Genomic DNA, 17,631 nt, shown 5'->3' with positions numbered 1-17,631 from the left:
ACGTTCTCAGACTAATAAACAGGGTCGTAACAATAGCCTGTTTAACGGTTGTTTGAATCAAGCTAAAATGACAGATTATCGCTAATATCGGACAATTTGATGATTGGACTGGGTTTAGACGGCTATGAACCAGACAGCGGACATGAAGCGGCGCTGGCGTTTCGCATTCAGGTGGTGGACGACGAGCAGTTCATTCCGCGCCATCAGCACCGCAAAGGTCAACTGATCCTCGCGTTGCACGGCGCTTTAACCTGCGAAGTGGATAACGCCATGTGGATGGTGCCGCCGCTGTATGCGGTGTGGGTTCCTGGCCTGCTTCCACACAGCAATCGCGCAACGCCAGGGGCACAGGTGTGCTTTTTGTTCATAGAACCGGGGGCGGCGCCGATGCCTGAGCATTGCTGCACGTTAAAAATCTCTCCCCTGGTGCGAGAGTTGATTATGACCCTTGCGGAACGCGGCAGGGAGGCGCTTGACGCGCCGCCTACGCAGCGCCTGGTGCAGGTATTATTTGATGAGCTACCGCAACAACCGCAAGAACATCTGCAATTGCCGGTTTCAGGACATCCGAAGATCCGCCGGATGGCCGACACCATGGCCCGCGATCCGGCACACTGGCAGACGCTCTCGCAGTGGGCGGCGGCGTTCGCTATGAGCGAACGCAACCTGGCGCGGCTGGTGGTGCGGGAGACCGGGCTTAGCTTTCGCCGCTGGCGGCACCAACTTCAGCTGATCCTGGCGCTGCAGATGTTGGTGCGCGGACAGACGGTACAGCAAACCGCCCAGACGCTCGGTTATGATTCAACAACCGCCTTTATCACCATGTTCAAAAAAGGGTTAGGGCAAACGCCGGGCCGCTACCACGCCAGTTTGGCTAAGCCTTTCCGATAAAAAGCGAAATAATACCGGCGGCGATAAGCGGCCCGACCGGGACGCCGCGAAATAGCGCCACGCCCAGCACGGTACCCACCAGCAGCCCTGCGACCAGTTGAGGCTGCGAACCCATGAGCGCGACTCCGCGTCCGCCAAGCCACGAGACGAATACGCCCACGGCAATCGCCAGCAGTGACTTCCAGTTGACGAAAGAGTGAATCAGCGTCGAGGGCGGTAACGTTCCGCTGGCGATGGGAGCCATCACGCCGATGGTCAGAATGATGATACCGATGCTCAGCCCCTGCTTTTCAATCCAGGGGAAGAAAACGTTAAGCGGTGTCACCCGTACGATGATGAGCACCAGTATTGAGATAGCGACAGTGGTGTTATGGCTGATAAAGCCGAGTGCCGCCAGCCCCAGCAAAATAAATAGGGTTGTATCGAACATGCCAGAGGTCCTTGCCAAAATAAAAAAAGAAAACCTGCTTACTCTACGCATAATCGCGTGAATAAACAGGCTTTTAATTTATTTGCTGCAAATAAGGCTACCAGCGCCGCCCGCGAACCTTGTCGCATACCGACGATGCGCTAAATGACGCGACGGAACGCGACCAGCTCAGGGCGGGCGATACGCAGATAATCCTCGGTATTCATAATGATCGATTTTTCCAGCAGGCCGGCATTAAAGGCTATCTCTGTAAAACGTTCGAACAGCAACGGGTCGGCGACCAGTTTTAGCTTAGGGTGGAAGCTAAACGGCGGAATGGCGCCGAATACGCAGGCGGTAAGGGCATCGACTTCTGCCGGGCTGGCGAGTGAGGCTTTATTGCCGCCGATATGCTGAGCCAGGCGAGATAAATCGGCCTGCTGATCGGCGGCAAGGATAGCCAGCACGTGCTGGTTTACCCCATTACCTTTCACTTTACAGACCAGCGCTTTGGCGCCCTGTCCCAGCGCGGTACCGCGGATTGCAGATACGGCTTCACATTTACCAACGGCTTCATGTTCCATGACCCGATAGCGGGCCTGTTGCTCATCAAGGAGGCGGCATAATTGCTGGTGTATGTCGGCGGTCTCTGGCGATTGCATGCTGCGATGGTTCCTCTACAGAAAAGGCAAAGCTTAACCCCGCGCGGCGGTAATGAAAACTTATCTGCGAATGCCGGGGCTTTTTTTCTGCTTTTTGTTCATATACAGGCGCGCATCGGCAGCTTTCATTGCTTCGCTGAGCGACTGTTCTGGCGCAAGACTTGCTGCGCCCCAGGAGAAATCGACGCGCTGTTGATGGTCATGAATCGCCAGATATTGCCGGATCCTCGCCGGGATATTTTCCGCTTCAGCTTCCGGATAATCGATCAGAATTAGAAAGAACTCATCGCCTCCTAAGCGCACGCCATAATCGCTGCTACGAATGGATGCGGAAATAGCCTGCGCCAGTAGAATAATCGCTTCGTCGCCGGCGTTATGCCCCCAGGTATCGTTGATCTTTTTCAGTCCATCGCAGTCAAGGGCCATCGTTACCACGTTAACCCCTTGCGCGGTAAGTCGTTGCAGGCGCGACTCCAGCATCGGGGTAAGGATTTTACGATTATAAAGGCCGGTCATGGTATCGCTGATATTCTCTTTCGATACCGAGTTATAAAGGCGGAAATGAACCCGCACCAGATGCAGTAATGCGGCGGTAGAGAGTAAATAAAACAGGAAGAGTTTCCATGAACTAAGCAGAAAATACATAACATCCAGAGACAGCGTTATCCGTAAGTTTTCTGCTACCTGATGGGTGTAATGGGCGTAATTCAACAGGTGCGTTTTACTATGATGTACCTCAATGAGCGCGCCGGTATCGGAATCCTTCAAGGTAATATCCAGATAGCGCCACACCAAAGGTCGGTCGCTGGTGTATAACAAGGCCTCAATCTCTTGCGCGGTCACATCGACCATCACTACGCCTTTCAGCTTATCCTTGAAATACACTGGCGTTAAAAACGATAAAATATTCTTTCCCGTCATCGCATCAACATACACGGTCGAGATGAGCGAACGACCCTGTTCTAAACCATCAAGGCTGGCCTGGCTAATACCCAGTTTACTGTCCTGAAGAAAATTCCAGTTCTGTATCGGATTACTTTTAATTCTGACGGGCGCATAAAAGTAGATGTATTTATTTACCAGGTCTATGTAATAGCGAAAGCGTTTTTCTGATTTGAGCGTCGCGGGAACCTCTGGCTGCCAGCTATCATTTTTGGCAACCGCGCGATCGAATGCCTGGAGTGCAGGAATATCGCCACGCCACTTGCCGCAGTCGGCATGCGCGGCGCTTAGCGTGCCATGCAACTGGTGATAGGTATATCCGGCGATATTCAAACCACTGACATCCCCGTTGTGTTGTACGCTATTGCAGACCTGTTCTACCTCTGTTTGGTTTGGGGGAGTATCCAGCTTACGCAGAAACTGAGAGATGATGAGTTGATTCTGATACTTATCATAGAGAAAGGTCGATTCTCCTTTTTCTATGATGTATCGCATATAGCCTGACATATCGCGGTGGGTAGCGATTAATTCGTATACAAGAAAAGAAGACGTCAACACCACAACGCCTGCGGAAATAACATGTCGCAGTAATTTATTCTGTAATTTCATGATGTTTGGATTCGTCTTACCCGTTTAGCTGATTTTATCATAGTGGATAAACAGGCTACCAGAGCGTGGGTGAACGAACGGCTGGTCAGATTAACTATGCTGACAGGTAGTGTAGGTGCGGAGAATGAGGCAGGGCGGACTAACTAAAATGCGGCACTCTTCATGACGCGTGTCTGAAGAGTGCGCAGGACTGGCCAAAGGCCACTCATGAGGCGGCGGAGGCAAACATTTTGCTTCCGGCGAGTTGTGACATGACAGGCTGATAAACATCGATAGATTCGATATTGTCAAAAGTCACCATGTCGGATTTGCAAAAAATGCATTTCGCGCCGAAGGGGTTTTTTTCGCTCACGTCAAAATGTGAGGTTCTGTATTGTGACCCATGGCAGCACGGGCATCGGAAATGAATATTGTTAATCATAATTTTATCCTTTTATATTATTATGTTTTTTTACATTTTGTCACTTACCCACAGATGAATATGTAAATTTCTGGTGGGCTGAACTGCAAAACGGAAAAATATTTTGCGTTACTACTAAAAATAGCATAGCTGACAGATTATGTTATCAATTTATGCCATTTTGTGTTGATTTGAATGAGATGCTTCTTATTTATCTACTCAGGTCAAAGCCGTCATCGTTATCGTAAATCAGAAGTTCGCATCAAATTTAGCCGGCGTTTAACCGTTTTACTAAGTCATAAATCTTATTAGTCATCTTCTATCCAATTTTTTTAATGTATCAAAGCATACAGGATTTGATTTGCAGAAGAATCTTAATACTATTGGAGAGACTCAGGAAAGGTGGTATCAGCGATAGCGCCTGGAGGTGTGAGTAACTGCTTGGGTAATATCTTTCTGTCTTTCAAATCGACGTAGCCATTAACGCATAGTAGAAAAAATAGTGCAAGATTTATTTTAGCCGTCCAGAGGCCCAATGCGTAAAGGATTAATTCGACAATTATCGAAATGTAAATGAACGGAACTGTGGCTGGCTATTAATGTGTTTTAGTTACAGAAAAATCAGCCAGAACGGGTATTTATCTGGCTGATTTATGAGGCTAAGTATTACTGGTCGCGCCTTGTTTATGAAACAGTTCGCGGAACACCGGATAAATATCTTCCTGATCGCGAATATGCTGCATAGCAAAATTCTCAAACGTCGCCTGCAGATGTTCATATTCGCGCCACAGAGTCTGGTGAGCGCGGCGGGTGATTTCGATATAGCTGTAGTAACGAACCACCGGCAATATTTTCTTCGCCAGCAGTTCATGACACAGCGGCGAGTCGTCTGCCCAGTTATCGCCATCCGACGCCTGCGCGGCGTAAATATTCCACTGCGCCGGGTCATAGCGGGCTTTAACAACCTCATCCATCAACTTCAAGGCGCTTGAAACAATCGTACCGCCGGTTTCCTGGGAGTAGAAAAACTCATGTTCATCCACCTCTTTCGCCTGGGTGTGGTGGCGAATATAGACCACTTCAACGTTTTTATAGGTCCGGCTGAGGAACAAATACAGCAGAATGTAAAAACGTTTCGCCATGTCTTTGGTGGACTGGTCCATTGAACCAGAAACATCCATCAGGCAGAACATCACCGCCTGACTTGAAGGCTCCGGTCGTTTCTCATAGTTTTTATAGCGTAAATCAAAGGTGTCGATAAACGGCACGCGCTCAATTTTAGCCCGTAGTTCCGCAATTTCTTTACGTAGCCGCTCCTCTTCCAGCAACTGCGCTGGTTCGCTTTTGGCAATGGTATCGAGATCGTCTTCCAGCGCCCGCAGTTCGCGCCGTTTACCGGCGGTCATCGCGGTTCGCCGCGCCAGCGAATTCTGCAATGAACGCACCACGCTGATATTGGCCGGCACGCCGTTGGCGGTAAAACCCGCACGATGGGTTTTGAACTCGTTCAACTGGCGTTGCTGGTTTTTCTTCAGGTTGGGAAGGGCCAGATCTTCAAACAGCAGGTCAAGATATTCATCTTTCGAAATCTGAAAGACGAATTCATCCTGGCCCTCGCCATCGGCGCTGGCTTGCCCCTGACCACCGCCGCCTCCGCCGCCGCCGCCCTGAGGGCGTTCAATACGGTCGTTCTGCACAAAGTGATCGTTGCCGGGATGGACGCGATTACGAAGCCCGCCGCGCCCCTGATGAAACATCGGCTCGTTAATATCGTCCGTCGGAATGGAGACGGATTCACCGCTGTCGATATCGGTCACCGAACGTTTATTGATGGCTTCGGAGATCGACTGCTTTATCTGCGCCTTGTAACGGCGCAGAAAGCGCTGACGATTGACAGCGCTTTTGTTCTTCCCGTTCAGGCGTCGGTCTATGAACCAGGTCATATGCCCTCCTGTACTGCATTTGCCAACTGTACCCTGATGTTGATTAGGGTAGATGTCTTTCGTTATACGAGCAGTGGTGCTGAAACCCGGCAGCCGCAGCTACCGGGTTGGTCGCTATCAGGACGATTTACGTACCCGCAGGTACCATTCGCACAGCAGGCGTACCTGTTTACGGGTATAGCCTTTTTCCATCATGCGATCGACGAAGTCGTCGTGTTTTTTCTGCTCGTCGGTAGACGTTTTGGCATTGAACGAAATGACCGGCAACAGCTCCTCGGTATTGGAGAACATTTTCTTCTCAATAACCGTGCGCAGTTTTTCATAACTGGTCCAGTTCGGATTACGTCCGCTGTTATTCGCTCTGGCGCGCAGCACGAAGTTGACGATTTCATTACGGAAATCTTTCGGGTTGCTGATCCCGGCGGGCTTCTCGATTTTCTCCAGTTCCGAATTCAGCGATTCACGGTCGAACAGTTGCCCGGTATCCGGATCGCGGTACTCCTGATCCTGAATCCAGAAATCTGCATAAGTGACATATCTGTCAAAAATGTTCTGTCCATATTCGGAATAAGACTCAAGATACGCCGTTTGGATCTCTTTGCCGATAAATTCGGCGTATTTCGGGATCAGATAGCCTTTGAGGAATTCCAGGTAACGTTCGGCCTGCTCTTGCGGGAACTGTTCGCGTTCGATTTGCTGTTCCAGTACGTAGAACAGATGGACCGGGTTGGCCGCCACTTCGGCATGATCGAAGTTAAACACCCTTGAGAGAATTTTAAAGGCAAAACGGGTAGAGAGACCGTTCATCCCTTCATCGACGCCAGCGTAATCACGATACTCCTGGTAGGATTTCGCTTTCGGGTCGGTATCTTTCAAGCTTTCGCCGTCATAGACGCGCATCTTCGAGTAGATGCTCGAGTTTTCCGGCTCTTTCAGGCGCGACAGAATAGAGAAGCGCGACAGCGTTTCAAGCGTTCCTGGGGCGCATGGCGCATGGGTCAGCTCACTGTTATTCAACAGTTTTTCATAAATACGGATCTCTTCCGAGATGCGCAGGCAATAAGGCACTTTGACGATATAGACACGGTCAAGGAACGCCTCGTTGTTTTTGTTATTACGGAAGGTCACCCACTCGGATTCGTTGGAGTGCGCGAGGATAATGCCGTTGAACGGCAGGGCGGAGATACCCTCGGTACCGTTATAGTTGCCTTCCTGGGTCGCCGTCAGCAGTGGGTGCAATACTTTAATCGGCGCTTTAAACATCTCGACGAATTCCATGATCCCCTGGTTGGCGCGGCATAGCGCGCCGGAGTAACCATAGGCATCCGGGTCGTTTTGCGCATAGTGTTCCAGTTTACGGATATCCACTTTCCCCACCAGCGCCGAAATGTCCTGGTTATTTTCATCACCGGGTTCCGTTTTGGCGATGGCAATCTGTTCGAGGATTGACGGCCACACTTTCACGACGCGGAATTTAGTGATATCACCGCCGAACTCGTGCAGGCGTTTAGCCGCCCACGGCGACATAATTGTGCCGAGATAACGGTTAGGAATGCCGTATTCTTTATTGAGGATCTGCGCGTCCTCCTGCGGGTTAAACAGGCACAGAGGGTGATCGTTGACCGGGCTGCGTTCGCCATTCGCGCTCAGCACGTAGATTGGCACCCTTTGCATCAGCGATTTCAGGCGTTCCGCCAGCGAGGATTTACCGCCGCCAACCGGCCCCAGCAGATACAGAATCTGTTTTTTCTCTTCCAGACCCTGCGCAGCATGTTTCAGATAGGAAACAATCTGCTCGATGGCATCTTCCATACCATAGAACTCTTCAAACGCCGGATAGCGTGCAACAACCCGGTTTGAAAAGAGGCGGGACAGCCGCGGCTCCAGGGCCGTATCGACCATGACTGGTTCACCAATGGCCGTCAATAGCCGCTCTGCCGCGTTGGCATAAGCACTGCGATCTTGCCGGCAGATGGTAAGAAACTCCTGCAGTGTGAACTCTTCGTCCTTGGCAGCTTCATAGCGCTGGCGATAGTGATCGAATATATTCATGGCATGCCGTCCTTTCGTTTTTTAGCACAGGTTGAGAGCCGTTCATATGAATAGTGGGGGCCCCCGGAAGGAGCAGGCTGAACGACATCCTTTACTTATCAGCAACCCTCGTGCCAGGTTACAGAAGCGATTTGGATAACGTGCTCTGCGACTACACCTTCTAAATTTAAGCGTAGATGCATTTAGAAAACTTGCATGCCGCTAAAACTCAATTTCAATGACATATCAATAACTCATCCGGAAACCAGGCAATTTTTCGCATATCTTGCCAAAGCCTTTCATCAATGTGTCATGAAGTCGCAAGAGGACGGTCATCAAGTAGTGGGAAATTGTTCGGTTTAGTGTAAGAGCAAGTAAAGCATTTGAGGCATGACCTCTACGACGTTAAACTGCACGCGCTAATTATTTGACAACAGGAATATGGATCGTGACTAAAATCAAACTTCTGGCACTGGGTGTGTTCATCGCGACGTCAGCTGGCGCAGTGCACGCTGACGGGAAGTTAACGCTGGGGGCCGGCGTGGGCGTCGTCGAGCATCCTTATAAACAATATGATGCAGATGTTTACCCGGTACCTGTCATTAGTTATGAAAGTGATAACTTCTGGTTCCACGGTTTGGGTGGTGGCTACTACCTGTGGAATGATACCAACGACAAACTGTCCGTGACCGCTTACTGGTCGCCGATGTATTTCAAGCCGGGCGACAGCGACAATTCGCAGATGCGCAAGCTGGACCGCCGCAAATCCACCATGATGGCGGGTTTGAGCTACGTTCATAACACTCAGTACGGATTCCTGCGTACGACGCTGGCCGGCGATACGCTGGACAACAGCAATGGCATTACCTGGGATATGGCCTGGCTGTACCGTTATACCAACGGCAACCTGACCCTGACGCCGGGTATTGGCGTGGAGTGGAACAGCGACAATCAGAACGAATACTACTACGGCGTCTCGAAGCATGAGTCGAATCGCAGCGGCATGCGCAGCTACGATCCTGACAGCAGCTGGAACCCGTATCTGGAGCTGGCGGCGAACTATCGTTTCCTCGGCGACTGGAGCGTTTACGGTATTGCCCGTTACACTCGTCTGTCTGACGAAATCACCGATAGCCCGATGGTGGACAAATCCTGGAGCGGCCTGATTTCGACCGGGATCACCTATACCTTCTGACGGTGCACTTCCACAGACTTTTTTGTGCATCAAAACAGGGCGTTATGCCCTGTTTTGCTATATTACAATTCGCGTTTATGCCGGGTGGCGGCTAGGCCTTACCCGGCCTACGGGTCGAGCCCACTATCGCCTCAGTAAACACGGTTTTAAGTAGGCCGGATAAGCGAAGCGCCATCCGCTCACGCCAGACGCTTGTCGGTCTTAACGCTTCACAACGCGAATAGTCTGCGCCAGGCGAGTGGGTTTCTCTTCGCTGGCTTTCTGCGGCACGGTCACGCAGCAGGTTTCCACGCAAACAAAAGTTTTGTAGCCATCATCCGGCATATCGCCCATGCTGACGGAAAGCGCCGGGCCCGGGTTCCAGGCAACGACGTTACCGTGATGGCGATGGATCACGTCGATGTTGCGCTGCAGGACGTCATCATGAATCACGCTGCAGGCTTCGGCATTGAGATAAACGCGGTCGGTGCGGTCCGGGAAGGTCTGGATGCCGTCCTTCAGCACACCTTCTTCGGCATTCAGCACTTTATCGACATAGCGATCGCCAAGGCCGCTCACTTTGACTGCCGTGATATCGCCAACGTTGAAGTAGGTGTGCAGGGCGGAGGTGGTTTCAAACTCGCCGTGGGCTTCCAGTTCGATCTCGCAGGTCTTACCCAGCTTGAAGCGCGCATACAGCGTGAAGTCGTGAGGCCAGTATTTGCGGGTTTCGTCACTGCTCTGCAGTTCGAAGGTCAGCATCACGCCGTTTTCATCTTCGTCCTGGCATTTTAGCGCCCACGGCAGGTTGCGTGCGAAACCGTGCGACGGCAGCCCCTGTTGCGCTGACGGACCGAACCATGGCCAGCAGATGGGTACGCCGCCGCGCAGGGCGACGCCGCTTTTAAATGGGGTATTGTTGCTCAACCACAAAACTTCTTCTTCACCGGCCGGTTGCCAGGAGAGCAGGTGAGCGCCCTGCAGGGCGACGGAAGCTTTTACCTGCGGGTGGTCAACGACGATAAGTTCAAGATCGTCCAGCTTGCGGCGGGAGAATGCAGGAGAAAGTTGTTCAATCACCGGGAGAGCAAAAATTTTATTAATCATTACGCCATCCTCTTTCGGGCAAAAAAAAGAGCGACCGAAGCCGCTCTTATTGATTACTTATTCATCTCAACTTATTTGGAGATGTGAGCAATCAGGTCCAGAACTTTGTTGGAGTAACCAGTTTCGTTGTCGTACCAGGAAACCAGTTTCACGAAGTTGTCGTTCAGTGCGATACCAGCTTTAGCATCGAACACGGAAGTGCAAACTTCGCCGTTGAAATCGGTAGATACAACGTCGTCTTCGGTGTAACCCAGAACGCCTTTCATTGCGCCTTCAGAAGCCGCTTTGATTGCTTTCTTGATTTCTTCGTAGGACGCTGCTTTTTCCAGACGAACGGTCAGGTCAACAACGGATACGTTCGGAGTCGGAACGCGGAACGCCATACCGGTCAGTTTGCCGTTCAGTTCTGGCAGTACTTTACCTACCGCTTTAGCAGCGCCGGTAGAGGACGGGATGATGTTCTGCGCTGCGCCGCGGCCGCCGCGCCAGTCTTTGTGAGACGGGCCATCAACGGTTTTCTGAGTTGCGGTAGTAGCGTGAACGGTGGTCATCAGGCCTTCAACGATACCGAAGTTGTCGTTGATGACTTTAGCCAGCGGAGCCAGGCAGTTGGTGGTGCAGGATGCGTTAGAAACGATGTCCTGGCCTGCGTAAGTGTCGAAGTTAGCGCCGCGAACGAACATCGGAGTGTTGTCTTTGGACGGGCCAGTCAGAACGACTTTTTTCGCGCCAGCGGTGATGTGTTTACGAGCGGTTTCGTCGGTCAGGAAGATACCGGTTGCTTCAGCAACAACGTCAACACCAACTTCATCCCATTTCAGGTTAGCCGGGTCACGTTCAGCGGTAACACGGATTTTTTTACCGTTAACGACCAGATGACCGTCTTTCACTTCAACGGTACCGTCGAAACGACCGTGAGTGGAGTCATACTTCAGCATGTAAGCCATGTACTCTGCGTCTAACAGGTCGTTGATTGCAACGATCTCGATGTCAGAACGTTTCTGAGCAGCACGGAAAACAATGCGACCGATACGGCCAAAACCGTTGATACCTACTTTGATAGTCATATATTCCACCAGCTATTTGTTAGTGAATAAAAGGTTGCCTGTAAAATTACAAAAACCTTACGCAGCGTCAAGCGGAATCGTGTCAATCATTGCGACAAATCAATCCTGAGCAGACCTTTGCGCGATTGATTTGCCTCACTCTCCCTTTGAGCCCAATTCCATATGGGGACTGCGTCCGGAATTTTAAAGGTCATATAAGATAAAAATGTGATTAGTATCACAATTATCTGGCTGCCTGATGGCATCGGATAAGTTTAGAACAAAAGTACAGGTTTCATTGTTAATGTTTTGTTAGAATCGACGGGTAAAGTTGCCCTTTCAAAGCGAGAAGTAATCACATGGCTAATAAACCATCTCCTGACGAGCTCAAACAAGAATTGAGCGAGATGCAGTTTTATGTGACGCAGAATCACGGTACCGAACCGCCGTTTACCGGACGGTTGCTGCATAACAAAAAAGACGGCATCTACCACTGCCTGGTCTGCGATGCGCCGCTATTTCACTCACAATCCAAGTATGACTCCGGCTGCGGCTGGCCGAGCTTCTATGAGCCGGTGAGCGACGACGCGATTCGTTATCTCAATGATTACTCCCACGGGATGCAGCGTACTGAAATTCGCTGTGGCAATTGCGATGCGCACCTGGGGCATGTCTTCCCGGATGGCCCGCAGCCGACCGGCGAGCGTTTTTGCGTCAATTCGGCCTCTTTAAGCTTCACCGATGAGCAAAACGGCGAGCGAACTAAAGGCTAAGAAACGATTCAGCAAATTATTCCAAGACGGATGAGCAGAAGATGGATATCGAGCAAATTATTGCCAGTATGACGCCGGAACTGTACCAACGTTTAGCCACCGCGGTGGAGTTAGGAAAATGGCCGGACGGCGTTGCGCTGACCCCGGAACAAAAAGAAAACAGCATGCAGCTGGTGATGTTGTGGCAGGCGCGCAACAACACGGATGCGCAGCATATGACCATCGACACCAACGGTCAGATGGTGATGAAGAGCAAACAGCAATTGAAAGAGGATTTCGGTATCGTGCCGAAGCCGATTGCGACGTTCAAACCGCAGTAATCTGCTGCACTGAGCGCCCGGTTTAACCGGGCGGCTCTTTAAGTCACCCCGGTCGCGCAGTGCTTCCGGGGTGTGTGTTTTACTGCGTCTTGATACCTAGCGACTCGGCCAGTTGTCGGGCAAGCTGGTTTTTGTCATCTGCGCCATATTCCCAGAACATGCCGCCCGCTAACCCTTTGCTCTTGATGTAATCGGCTTTGATCGCCACCGAACGTGGATTCTCGTAGGACAGGGCGAAAAGCGCTTTGCCATCGGCAGAGTTTACCGATAACCACGGCACCTTCGCTTCGTCATCCCAGTGCTCAGTAAAGCGTTTCTGCGGATCGTTGAGCAGTTTGGCAACAATATCGTTGTATTTCACATAGGTATCTTTGCTCAGGTCATAACCCAGCGATTTAAACAACTCGATTTGCTGCGCCCCGAAGTAAGGCTGGGTAGCCGGGTTTTTCTGCGCGTCTGGCTTACTCCAGTCAATCCCTGGCTCGACGGCACGTTTCGGTACCCGGCCATAGAAACCAATGCCGAGATTCATCTGGCTGGGTTTGAGGCCAGCAGCCAGATAGTTATTTACCACAAAATCGGCGCTGTATTTATCCGCTGCGGCGACGGTCGGCCAATGGCGGGAGTCATACAGATTTGAGTTGAAATATTGCGTGCCGTAGGCCATGTCGTAGGTCATCAGATTGATATAGTCCAGCAGTGGGGCGACGGCTTTCACGTCGACCCAGCTTTTTGGACTTTCAACATTGGCGCCAACGGCGATGGTCACCAGTTTCTTAGTGCCAACGGCGGCACGTAGTTCTTTCAGCAACGCGGTAAAGTTATCGCGATCCGCCGGCTGGCTGGCCACCAATCCCCAGGCGCCGTTAACCGGAAATTCCCAGTCAAGATCGATGCCATCAAGGCCATATTGGTCAATGACCTGCTGAACCGAACGGATAAATACCGCTCGGCTTTCCGGCGTGGCCGCCGCGCCGGAAAATCCACGCGCGCCCCAGCCGCCAACGGAGAGCAGGACTTTCAGATCGGGATTTTGCTGACGTAGCGCCGGCAGTTTTTGTAAATCCGCCTGTACTTTTGGCGACAGCCAGATTTGATGGAGACGCTCAGGATCTTTCAGCGCCTCGTTGGTCTCGTCTTTTTCATCGTTGTAGATAAGCCCGAACGAGTAGTTAAGGTGGGTTATTTGTCGGACATCCAGCTTGTCGATATCGCCGCCGGGGCCTGCGGTGACGTCGCCGCCGCCGTTGAAGTAGCCGACCGACATGAAAGATTGCGCGGAAACGACAGAGGCGCAGAGCAGGGGTAATGCTGCCAGCAAGGGCAAAAGTTTCATCGGAGTTCCTCTTTGACAATGATATACCCGTCATACTTCAAGCTGCAGATGCGTTGGCAGCGTGCACTCACCCCAGTCACATAGTTATCTATGCTCCTGGGGATTCGCGCCCTTGCCGCCTTTCTACAACTTGAATTATTTAGGGTATAAATAAGCACACGCCACGGAAATGGCGTGGCGAAAAAACAGCCTGTCCACAGTATCAGCCCTTATCCGGGGAAACTGCGAGACAGCTCAATTTATCGAGGTCAACGAGGCGGTAAATACCGCCCGGCGTGAGGTGCGCCGGGCGTGAGGTCAGGGCTGGGTTTCCAGCCAGTCATCAAGGGTGTAGAGCGTAGCTCCGGCGGCGGCCATTTCCATAAAGGCAACGGCGCTGTCCTGCGGCTGCAGGTTGACGCCGCGACAGCCGTCGGTGATCACGTTGACGGTGTAGCCCAAATCCAGCGCATCAAGCACGGTAAACTTAACGCAGTAATCCGTCGCGAGGCCGAGAATATTCAGCTCCGTCACGCCGTGCGCGCGCAGCCAGCCATCCAATTCGGTTTTCTGCCTGTGACCGTTGTCGAAAAACGCGCTGTAGCTGTCGATTACCGGATTTTGCCCTTTATGAAACACGGCGTTAATAGCCTGCTGTTTGAGTAGCGGGTGCAGCGCGGCGCCATCGCTATGCTGCACGCAGTGATCGGGCCAGAAAGTCTGCGGCAGGCCATCAAGCTCGCCCTGAGCATAGGGTTCCGCCTGATGCTGACTGGCAAAGCTACCATGGTTGGCCGGATGCCAGTCCTGGCTTGCGATGATGGCGTCGCCGCGCGCCAGGCTCCAGTCGATCAGCTGATTTGCGATATCAATGGTGCTGTCGCCTTCGGGGACGGCGAGTGCGCCGCCAGCGCAGAAATCGTTTTGCAGGTCGACCAATAGCAGCGCGCGGTGGCTCATAGCATGTTCCTTATTCATCGGGGGTCAGCTCGCCGCGCAGGTTTTGCTGCATGGCGTTTCGAATGGCCGCACCATCAAGGTTCTGACTGAGCAGATAGTGTAGCTTTGTCAGCGTCGCTTCCACGGTCATATCAAAACCACTAATGACTCCGGCCTGCGCCAGCGCGTTGCCGGTGGCATAGCCACCCATATTCACCTTACCCGACATGCATTGCGTCAGGTTCACCACCACAATACCGCGCTGGCTGGCTTCCGCCAGGACCTGAATAAACTCGCCGTTCTGCGGCGCATTGCCTACGCCATAGGAGCGCAGGATCAGCGCTTTCACCGGCTGACGCAGGAAATTACGCACCACATCGGCAGAAATCCCAGGATAGATAGTGACCACGCCGATAGGCTGCGGCGTAATGGGGTGGACGATCAGCTCGCCCTTTCCGTGCGGCGCGGGCGGGGTACCGAGACGGCGGATATGGATGCCGGCTTCCAGCAGCGGCGCCAGGTTTGGCGAAGCAAAGGCATCAAAACCGTCTGCGTGGGCCTTGGTCGTGCGGTTGCCGCGATACAGACGATTATTGAAGAATAGCGAAACTTCATTGATCGGGTAGTTGGCGGCGACATACAGCGCATTGAGCAAATTGATTTGCCCATCGGAACGCAGCTCGGCTAGCGGGATTTGTGACCCTGTCACAATGACCGGCTTACCTAAGTTCTCCAGCATGAACGACAGTGCCGAAGCGGTGAAGGCCATGGTATCGGTGCCGTGCAGGATAACGAAACCATCGTATTGGTCGTAGTGGTCGCGAATGTCGTCAGCGATATGCTGCCAGTCTTCCGGCGTCATATCAGACGAGTCCATCAACGGCGCATATTCATGAATAGTAAAGTCCGGCATCTCCGGGCGGTGGAACTCGGGCATCAGCGCCAGCTGACGCTGCAGGTGGCCGGAAACGGGGATATAACCGTGATCGGAGCGCTGCATACCGATGGTCCCACCGGTGTAGGCAACGTAAATCGATTTCTTTTGCATAGCATCGCTTAGGTTGGACGTGAACAGGCGCAGTATAAAGTGGCAGGCAAAAAAATAAAGCGCTAACCCTGGGAGTTGCAGAGAAGCGCTTGAATTTAATGTCGTTGAAACGCTGCCCCACGGCGGGGGCAGACGGGGGATTAACGAATATTGGCGCAGGTCAGACAGAAGGCATAGCGATTCTGCGGATCGTTAAATGCCGCCAGTTTATCGCTTTCCGTTTTCACAACGTCCGCGGCTGCCACAACCGGCGCAGGCAGGTATGCTTGAATCGCGGCCGGCAGAGCCGCGCGCACTGAACCGGTCAGGCTATCCATCACCATCGCGAAGAACGTGGGTTCTTCCTGGTACCAGGTGATATGCCACTGTTTCAGTTTCGCCAGCTCCGCGGCTTTCGCCACCGCATCGTCGAAATCGCCGAGGCTATCTACCAGACCATTGGCCTTGGCGTCTTCACCGGTCCAGACGTGGCCTTGCGCGATTTGGTCAATCTTCTCCGGCGTGCTCTTACGCGCATTAGCCACCAGGGTGATAAAGCGCTTATAGCCATTTTCGATGCTCAGCTGTATTAACTGCTGCACTTCCGGCGGTAGCGATTTGGTGGTTGAGACATCGGCCAGTGGCGAAGTGGCGACGCCATCGGTATGAACGCCAATCGAACCGAGCGTATTTTCCACCGTGTTAATCACGCCGAAGATACCGATGGAGCCGGTGAGGGTGCTCGGGTTCGCCACGATGTAATCCGCCGGGGTGGAGATCCAGTAACCGCCGGATGCCGCCATGCCGCCCATTGAGACCACCACCGGTTTACCCGCCGCTTTCGCCGCCGCCAGCTCTTCGCGGATGACCTCCGAGGCGCTGACGCTGCCGCCCGGGCTGTTGACGCGCAGGACGATCGCTTTTACTTTCGGATCCAGGCGCGCGTCGCGGATTTGCGCCGCGGTGGTGTCGCCGCCGACGTTACCCGGCGTTTCCTCACCGTCCATGATGGCGCCATTAGCAAAGATAACCGCAACCGCCGAACCCTGTTCAGTTGGCGCTTTGACGTTGTAATCGTAGTAGCTGATGGCGCGATAGTTGTTATCCGCTTTGCTCCAGCCAAACTGCTTAGTCAGCGCTTTTTCCACTTCCGTCGAGGTGGCCAGCTCGTCGACCAGCTTGTTATCCAGCGCGTATTTCGCGGTATCGCCATCAACTTTACGCAGGCCGTCGATCACGCCCTGAGCGCCGGGGAACAGCTGCTGCGCGGTGATCTGGCGGTTAGCGGCAATGGTGTTGAGATAGTTCTGCCACAGTTCGCCGATCCAACGGCTGTCCGCTTCACGCGCAGCCGGCGACATGTCGTCGCGAATAAATGGCTCGACGGCGGATTTGTAAGTACCGACGCGGAAAACGTGGGTCGAGACTTTCAGTTTATCCAGCAGCGACTTGTAATACAGGCCGTTGGTGGCAAAGCCGTGCAGGTCGACTTCACCCTGCGGCGAGAGCCAAATTTTATTGGCGAAACTCGCCAGATAGTATTGTCCCTGGGTGTAGCTGCTGCCAACGGCATATACCGGTTTACCGCTGTCGCGGAACTCGCGTAGCGCTTTACCGATATACTGCATCGAGGGCTGATCGCCGCCGACGAAGTTTTTCAGATCCAGTACGATACCGGTGATATTACGGTCGTCTTTCGCCTGGCGAATCGTCTGTACGATATCGAACAGCGAGTTCTCCTGCAGACGATCGGAACTGGCGCCGAACAGCTGGCGGCCGATGACCCCGAGCTTGCTGCTGGCGGAAGGCTTATCAACGACCACGCCGGTGATGTCCATCAGCAGCGCGCCGCGTGCGGTATGTTCCGCGGTGCTGCTGCTAAACTGTGCCCAGATGCCGACGCAAATCAGCACTAACACCAGGAACACCAGGTTCAGCGCGAATTGGCGAATGAAATTGAGTATTCGCCATGTCCATTTAAAAAATCCGGCAAGAAATCGCCAAAGGGTTCGCATGTATTCTCCCTAATATTTTGATGATGGG

Annotated in this window: 16 protein-coding genes; 4 read left to right on the top strand and 12 right to left on the bottom strand. The window is 52.6% G+C overall.

What is annotated here, in order from left to right:
- Positions 1–96 precede the first annotated feature (96 nt).
- The gene (locus AC2CGP_RS04295; protein WP_161798783.1) at positions 97–891 is read left to right on the top strand and encodes an AraC family transcriptional regulator; all 795 of its coding nucleotides are present in this window, start codon (positions 97–99) and stop codon (positions 889–891) included.
- Here AC2CGP_RS04295 and AC2CGP_RS04290 read toward each other — a convergent pair.
- From AC2CGP_RS04290 to yeaG, 6 genes are all read right to left on the bottom strand, one after another.
- Complete coding sequence (locus tag AC2CGP_RS04290; protein WP_015366140.1) at positions 875–1,321, bottom strand: DUF441 domain-containing protein; 447 nt, start codon at positions 1,319–1,321, stop codon at positions 875–877. The two genes, AC2CGP_RS04295 and AC2CGP_RS04290, sit on opposite strands and share 17 nt — an antisense overlap.
- Positions 1,322–1,461: 140 nt before the next feature.
- A complete protein-coding gene (locus AC2CGP_RS04285) occupies positions 1,462–1,962 on the bottom strand; it encodes a YbaK/prolyl-tRNA synthetase associated domain-containing protein (protein WP_015366141.1) in 501 nt (166 codons plus the stop codon).
- Positions 1,963–2,022: 60 nt separating this feature from the next.
- The gene (gene dgcJ / locus AC2CGP_RS04280) at positions 2,023–3,513 is read right to left on the bottom strand and encodes a diguanylate cyclase DgcJ (RefSeq protein ID WP_110915952.1); all 1,491 of its coding nucleotides are present in this window, start codon (positions 3,511–3,513) and stop codon (positions 2,023–2,025) included.
- Between the two features lie 205 nt (positions 3,514–3,718).
- Positions 3,719–3,934, bottom strand: a complete 216-nt coding sequence (gene ymcF, locus AC2CGP_RS04275; protein ID WP_041165555.1) for a cold shock small protein YmcF — start codon at positions 3,932–3,934, stop codon at positions 3,719–3,721.
- Positions 3,935–4,572: 638 nt separating this feature from the next.
- Positions 4,573–5,856: a YeaH/YhbH family protein gene (locus tag AC2CGP_RS04270; RefSeq protein WP_015366144.1), complete on the bottom strand. Its 1,284-nt coding sequence runs from the start codon at positions 5,854–5,856 to the stop codon at positions 4,573–4,575.
- Between the two features lie 117 nt (positions 5,857–5,973).
- On the bottom strand, positions 5,974–7,908 hold the full coding sequence (gene yeaG, locus AC2CGP_RS04265) for a protein kinase YeaG (protein ID WP_015366145.1): 1,935 nt from the start codon (positions 7,906–7,908) through the stop codon (positions 5,974–5,976).
- 427 nt (positions 7,909–8,335) lie between these two features.
- Between yeaG and AC2CGP_RS04260 the strand changes: the two genes are divergently transcribed.
- Positions 8,336–9,082, top strand: coding sequence for a MipA/OmpV family protein (locus AC2CGP_RS04260; RefSeq protein WP_015705786.1), 747 nt, complete (start codon positions 8,336–8,338; stop codon positions 9,080–9,082).
- Between the two features lie 201 nt (positions 9,083–9,283).
- Here AC2CGP_RS04260 and AC2CGP_RS04255 read toward each other — a convergent pair whose 3' ends face one another.
- A complete protein-coding gene (locus tag AC2CGP_RS04255; RefSeq protein WP_015366147.1) occupies positions 9,284–10,168 on the bottom strand; it encodes a D-hexose-6-phosphate mutarotase in 885 nt (294 codons plus the stop codon).
- Between the two features lie 71 nt (positions 10,169–10,239).
- Positions 10,240–11,235 (bottom strand): glyceraldehyde-3-phosphate dehydrogenase, encoded by a 996-nt coding sequence (gene gapA, locus AC2CGP_RS04250; RefSeq protein WP_004203784.1) that lies wholly within the window; start codon positions 11,233–11,235, stop codon positions 10,240–10,242.
- A 338-nt stretch (positions 11,236–11,573) separates the two neighbouring features.
- On the opposite strand from gapA, the gene msrB reads away from it, so the two are divergent.
- The gene (gene msrB / locus AC2CGP_RS04245; protein ID WP_015705785.1) at positions 11,574–11,987 is read left to right on the top strand and encodes a peptide-methionine (R)-S-oxide reductase MsrB; all 414 of its coding nucleotides are present in this window, start codon (positions 11,574–11,576) and stop codon (positions 11,985–11,987) included.
- Positions 11,988–12,028: 41 nt separating this feature from the next.
- Entirely contained in the window at positions 12,029–12,307 is a 279-nt protein-coding gene (locus AC2CGP_RS04240) for a YeaC family protein (protein ID WP_015366149.1), read from the top strand.
- Positions 12,308–12,386: 79 nt separating this feature from the next.
- Here the strand turns inward: AC2CGP_RS04240 and chiD are convergent, their stop codons facing one another.
- The 4 genes from chiD to sppA all read right to left on the bottom strand — a co-directional run bounded on the left by chiD (position 12,387) and on the right by sppA (position 17,603).
- Complete coding sequence (gene chiD / locus AC2CGP_RS04235; RefSeq protein ID WP_047041312.1) at positions 12,387–13,643, bottom strand: chitinase ChiD; 1,257 nt, start codon at positions 13,641–13,643, stop codon at positions 12,387–12,389.
- Between the two features lie 297 nt (positions 13,644–13,940).
- Positions 13,941–14,582 carry a bifunctional nicotinamidase/pyrazinamidase gene (gene pncA, locus AC2CGP_RS04230; protein ID WP_015366151.1) on the bottom strand — a complete coding sequence of 214 codons (642 nt, stop codon included), beginning with the start codon at positions 14,580–14,582 and terminating at the stop codon, positions 13,941–13,943.
- A gap of 10 nt (positions 14,583–14,592) precedes the next feature.
- On the bottom strand, positions 14,593–15,609 hold the full coding sequence (gene ansA / locus AC2CGP_RS04225) for an asparaginase (protein ID WP_015366152.1): 1,017 nt from the start codon (positions 15,607–15,609) through the stop codon (positions 14,593–14,595).
- A 140-nt stretch (positions 15,610–15,749) separates the two neighbouring features.
- A complete protein-coding gene (sppA, locus tag AC2CGP_RS04220) occupies positions 15,750–17,603 on the bottom strand; it encodes a signal peptide peptidase SppA (protein WP_032708317.1) in 1,854 nt (617 codons plus the stop codon).
- Positions 17,604–17,631 lie beyond the last annotated feature (28 nt).

The organism is Klebsiella sp. SYXHC3 (assembly GCF_057196925.1).
The sequence above is the reverse complement of the archived record's forward strand: the minus strand, read 5'-3'. Positions and strand labels throughout refer to the sequence as shown.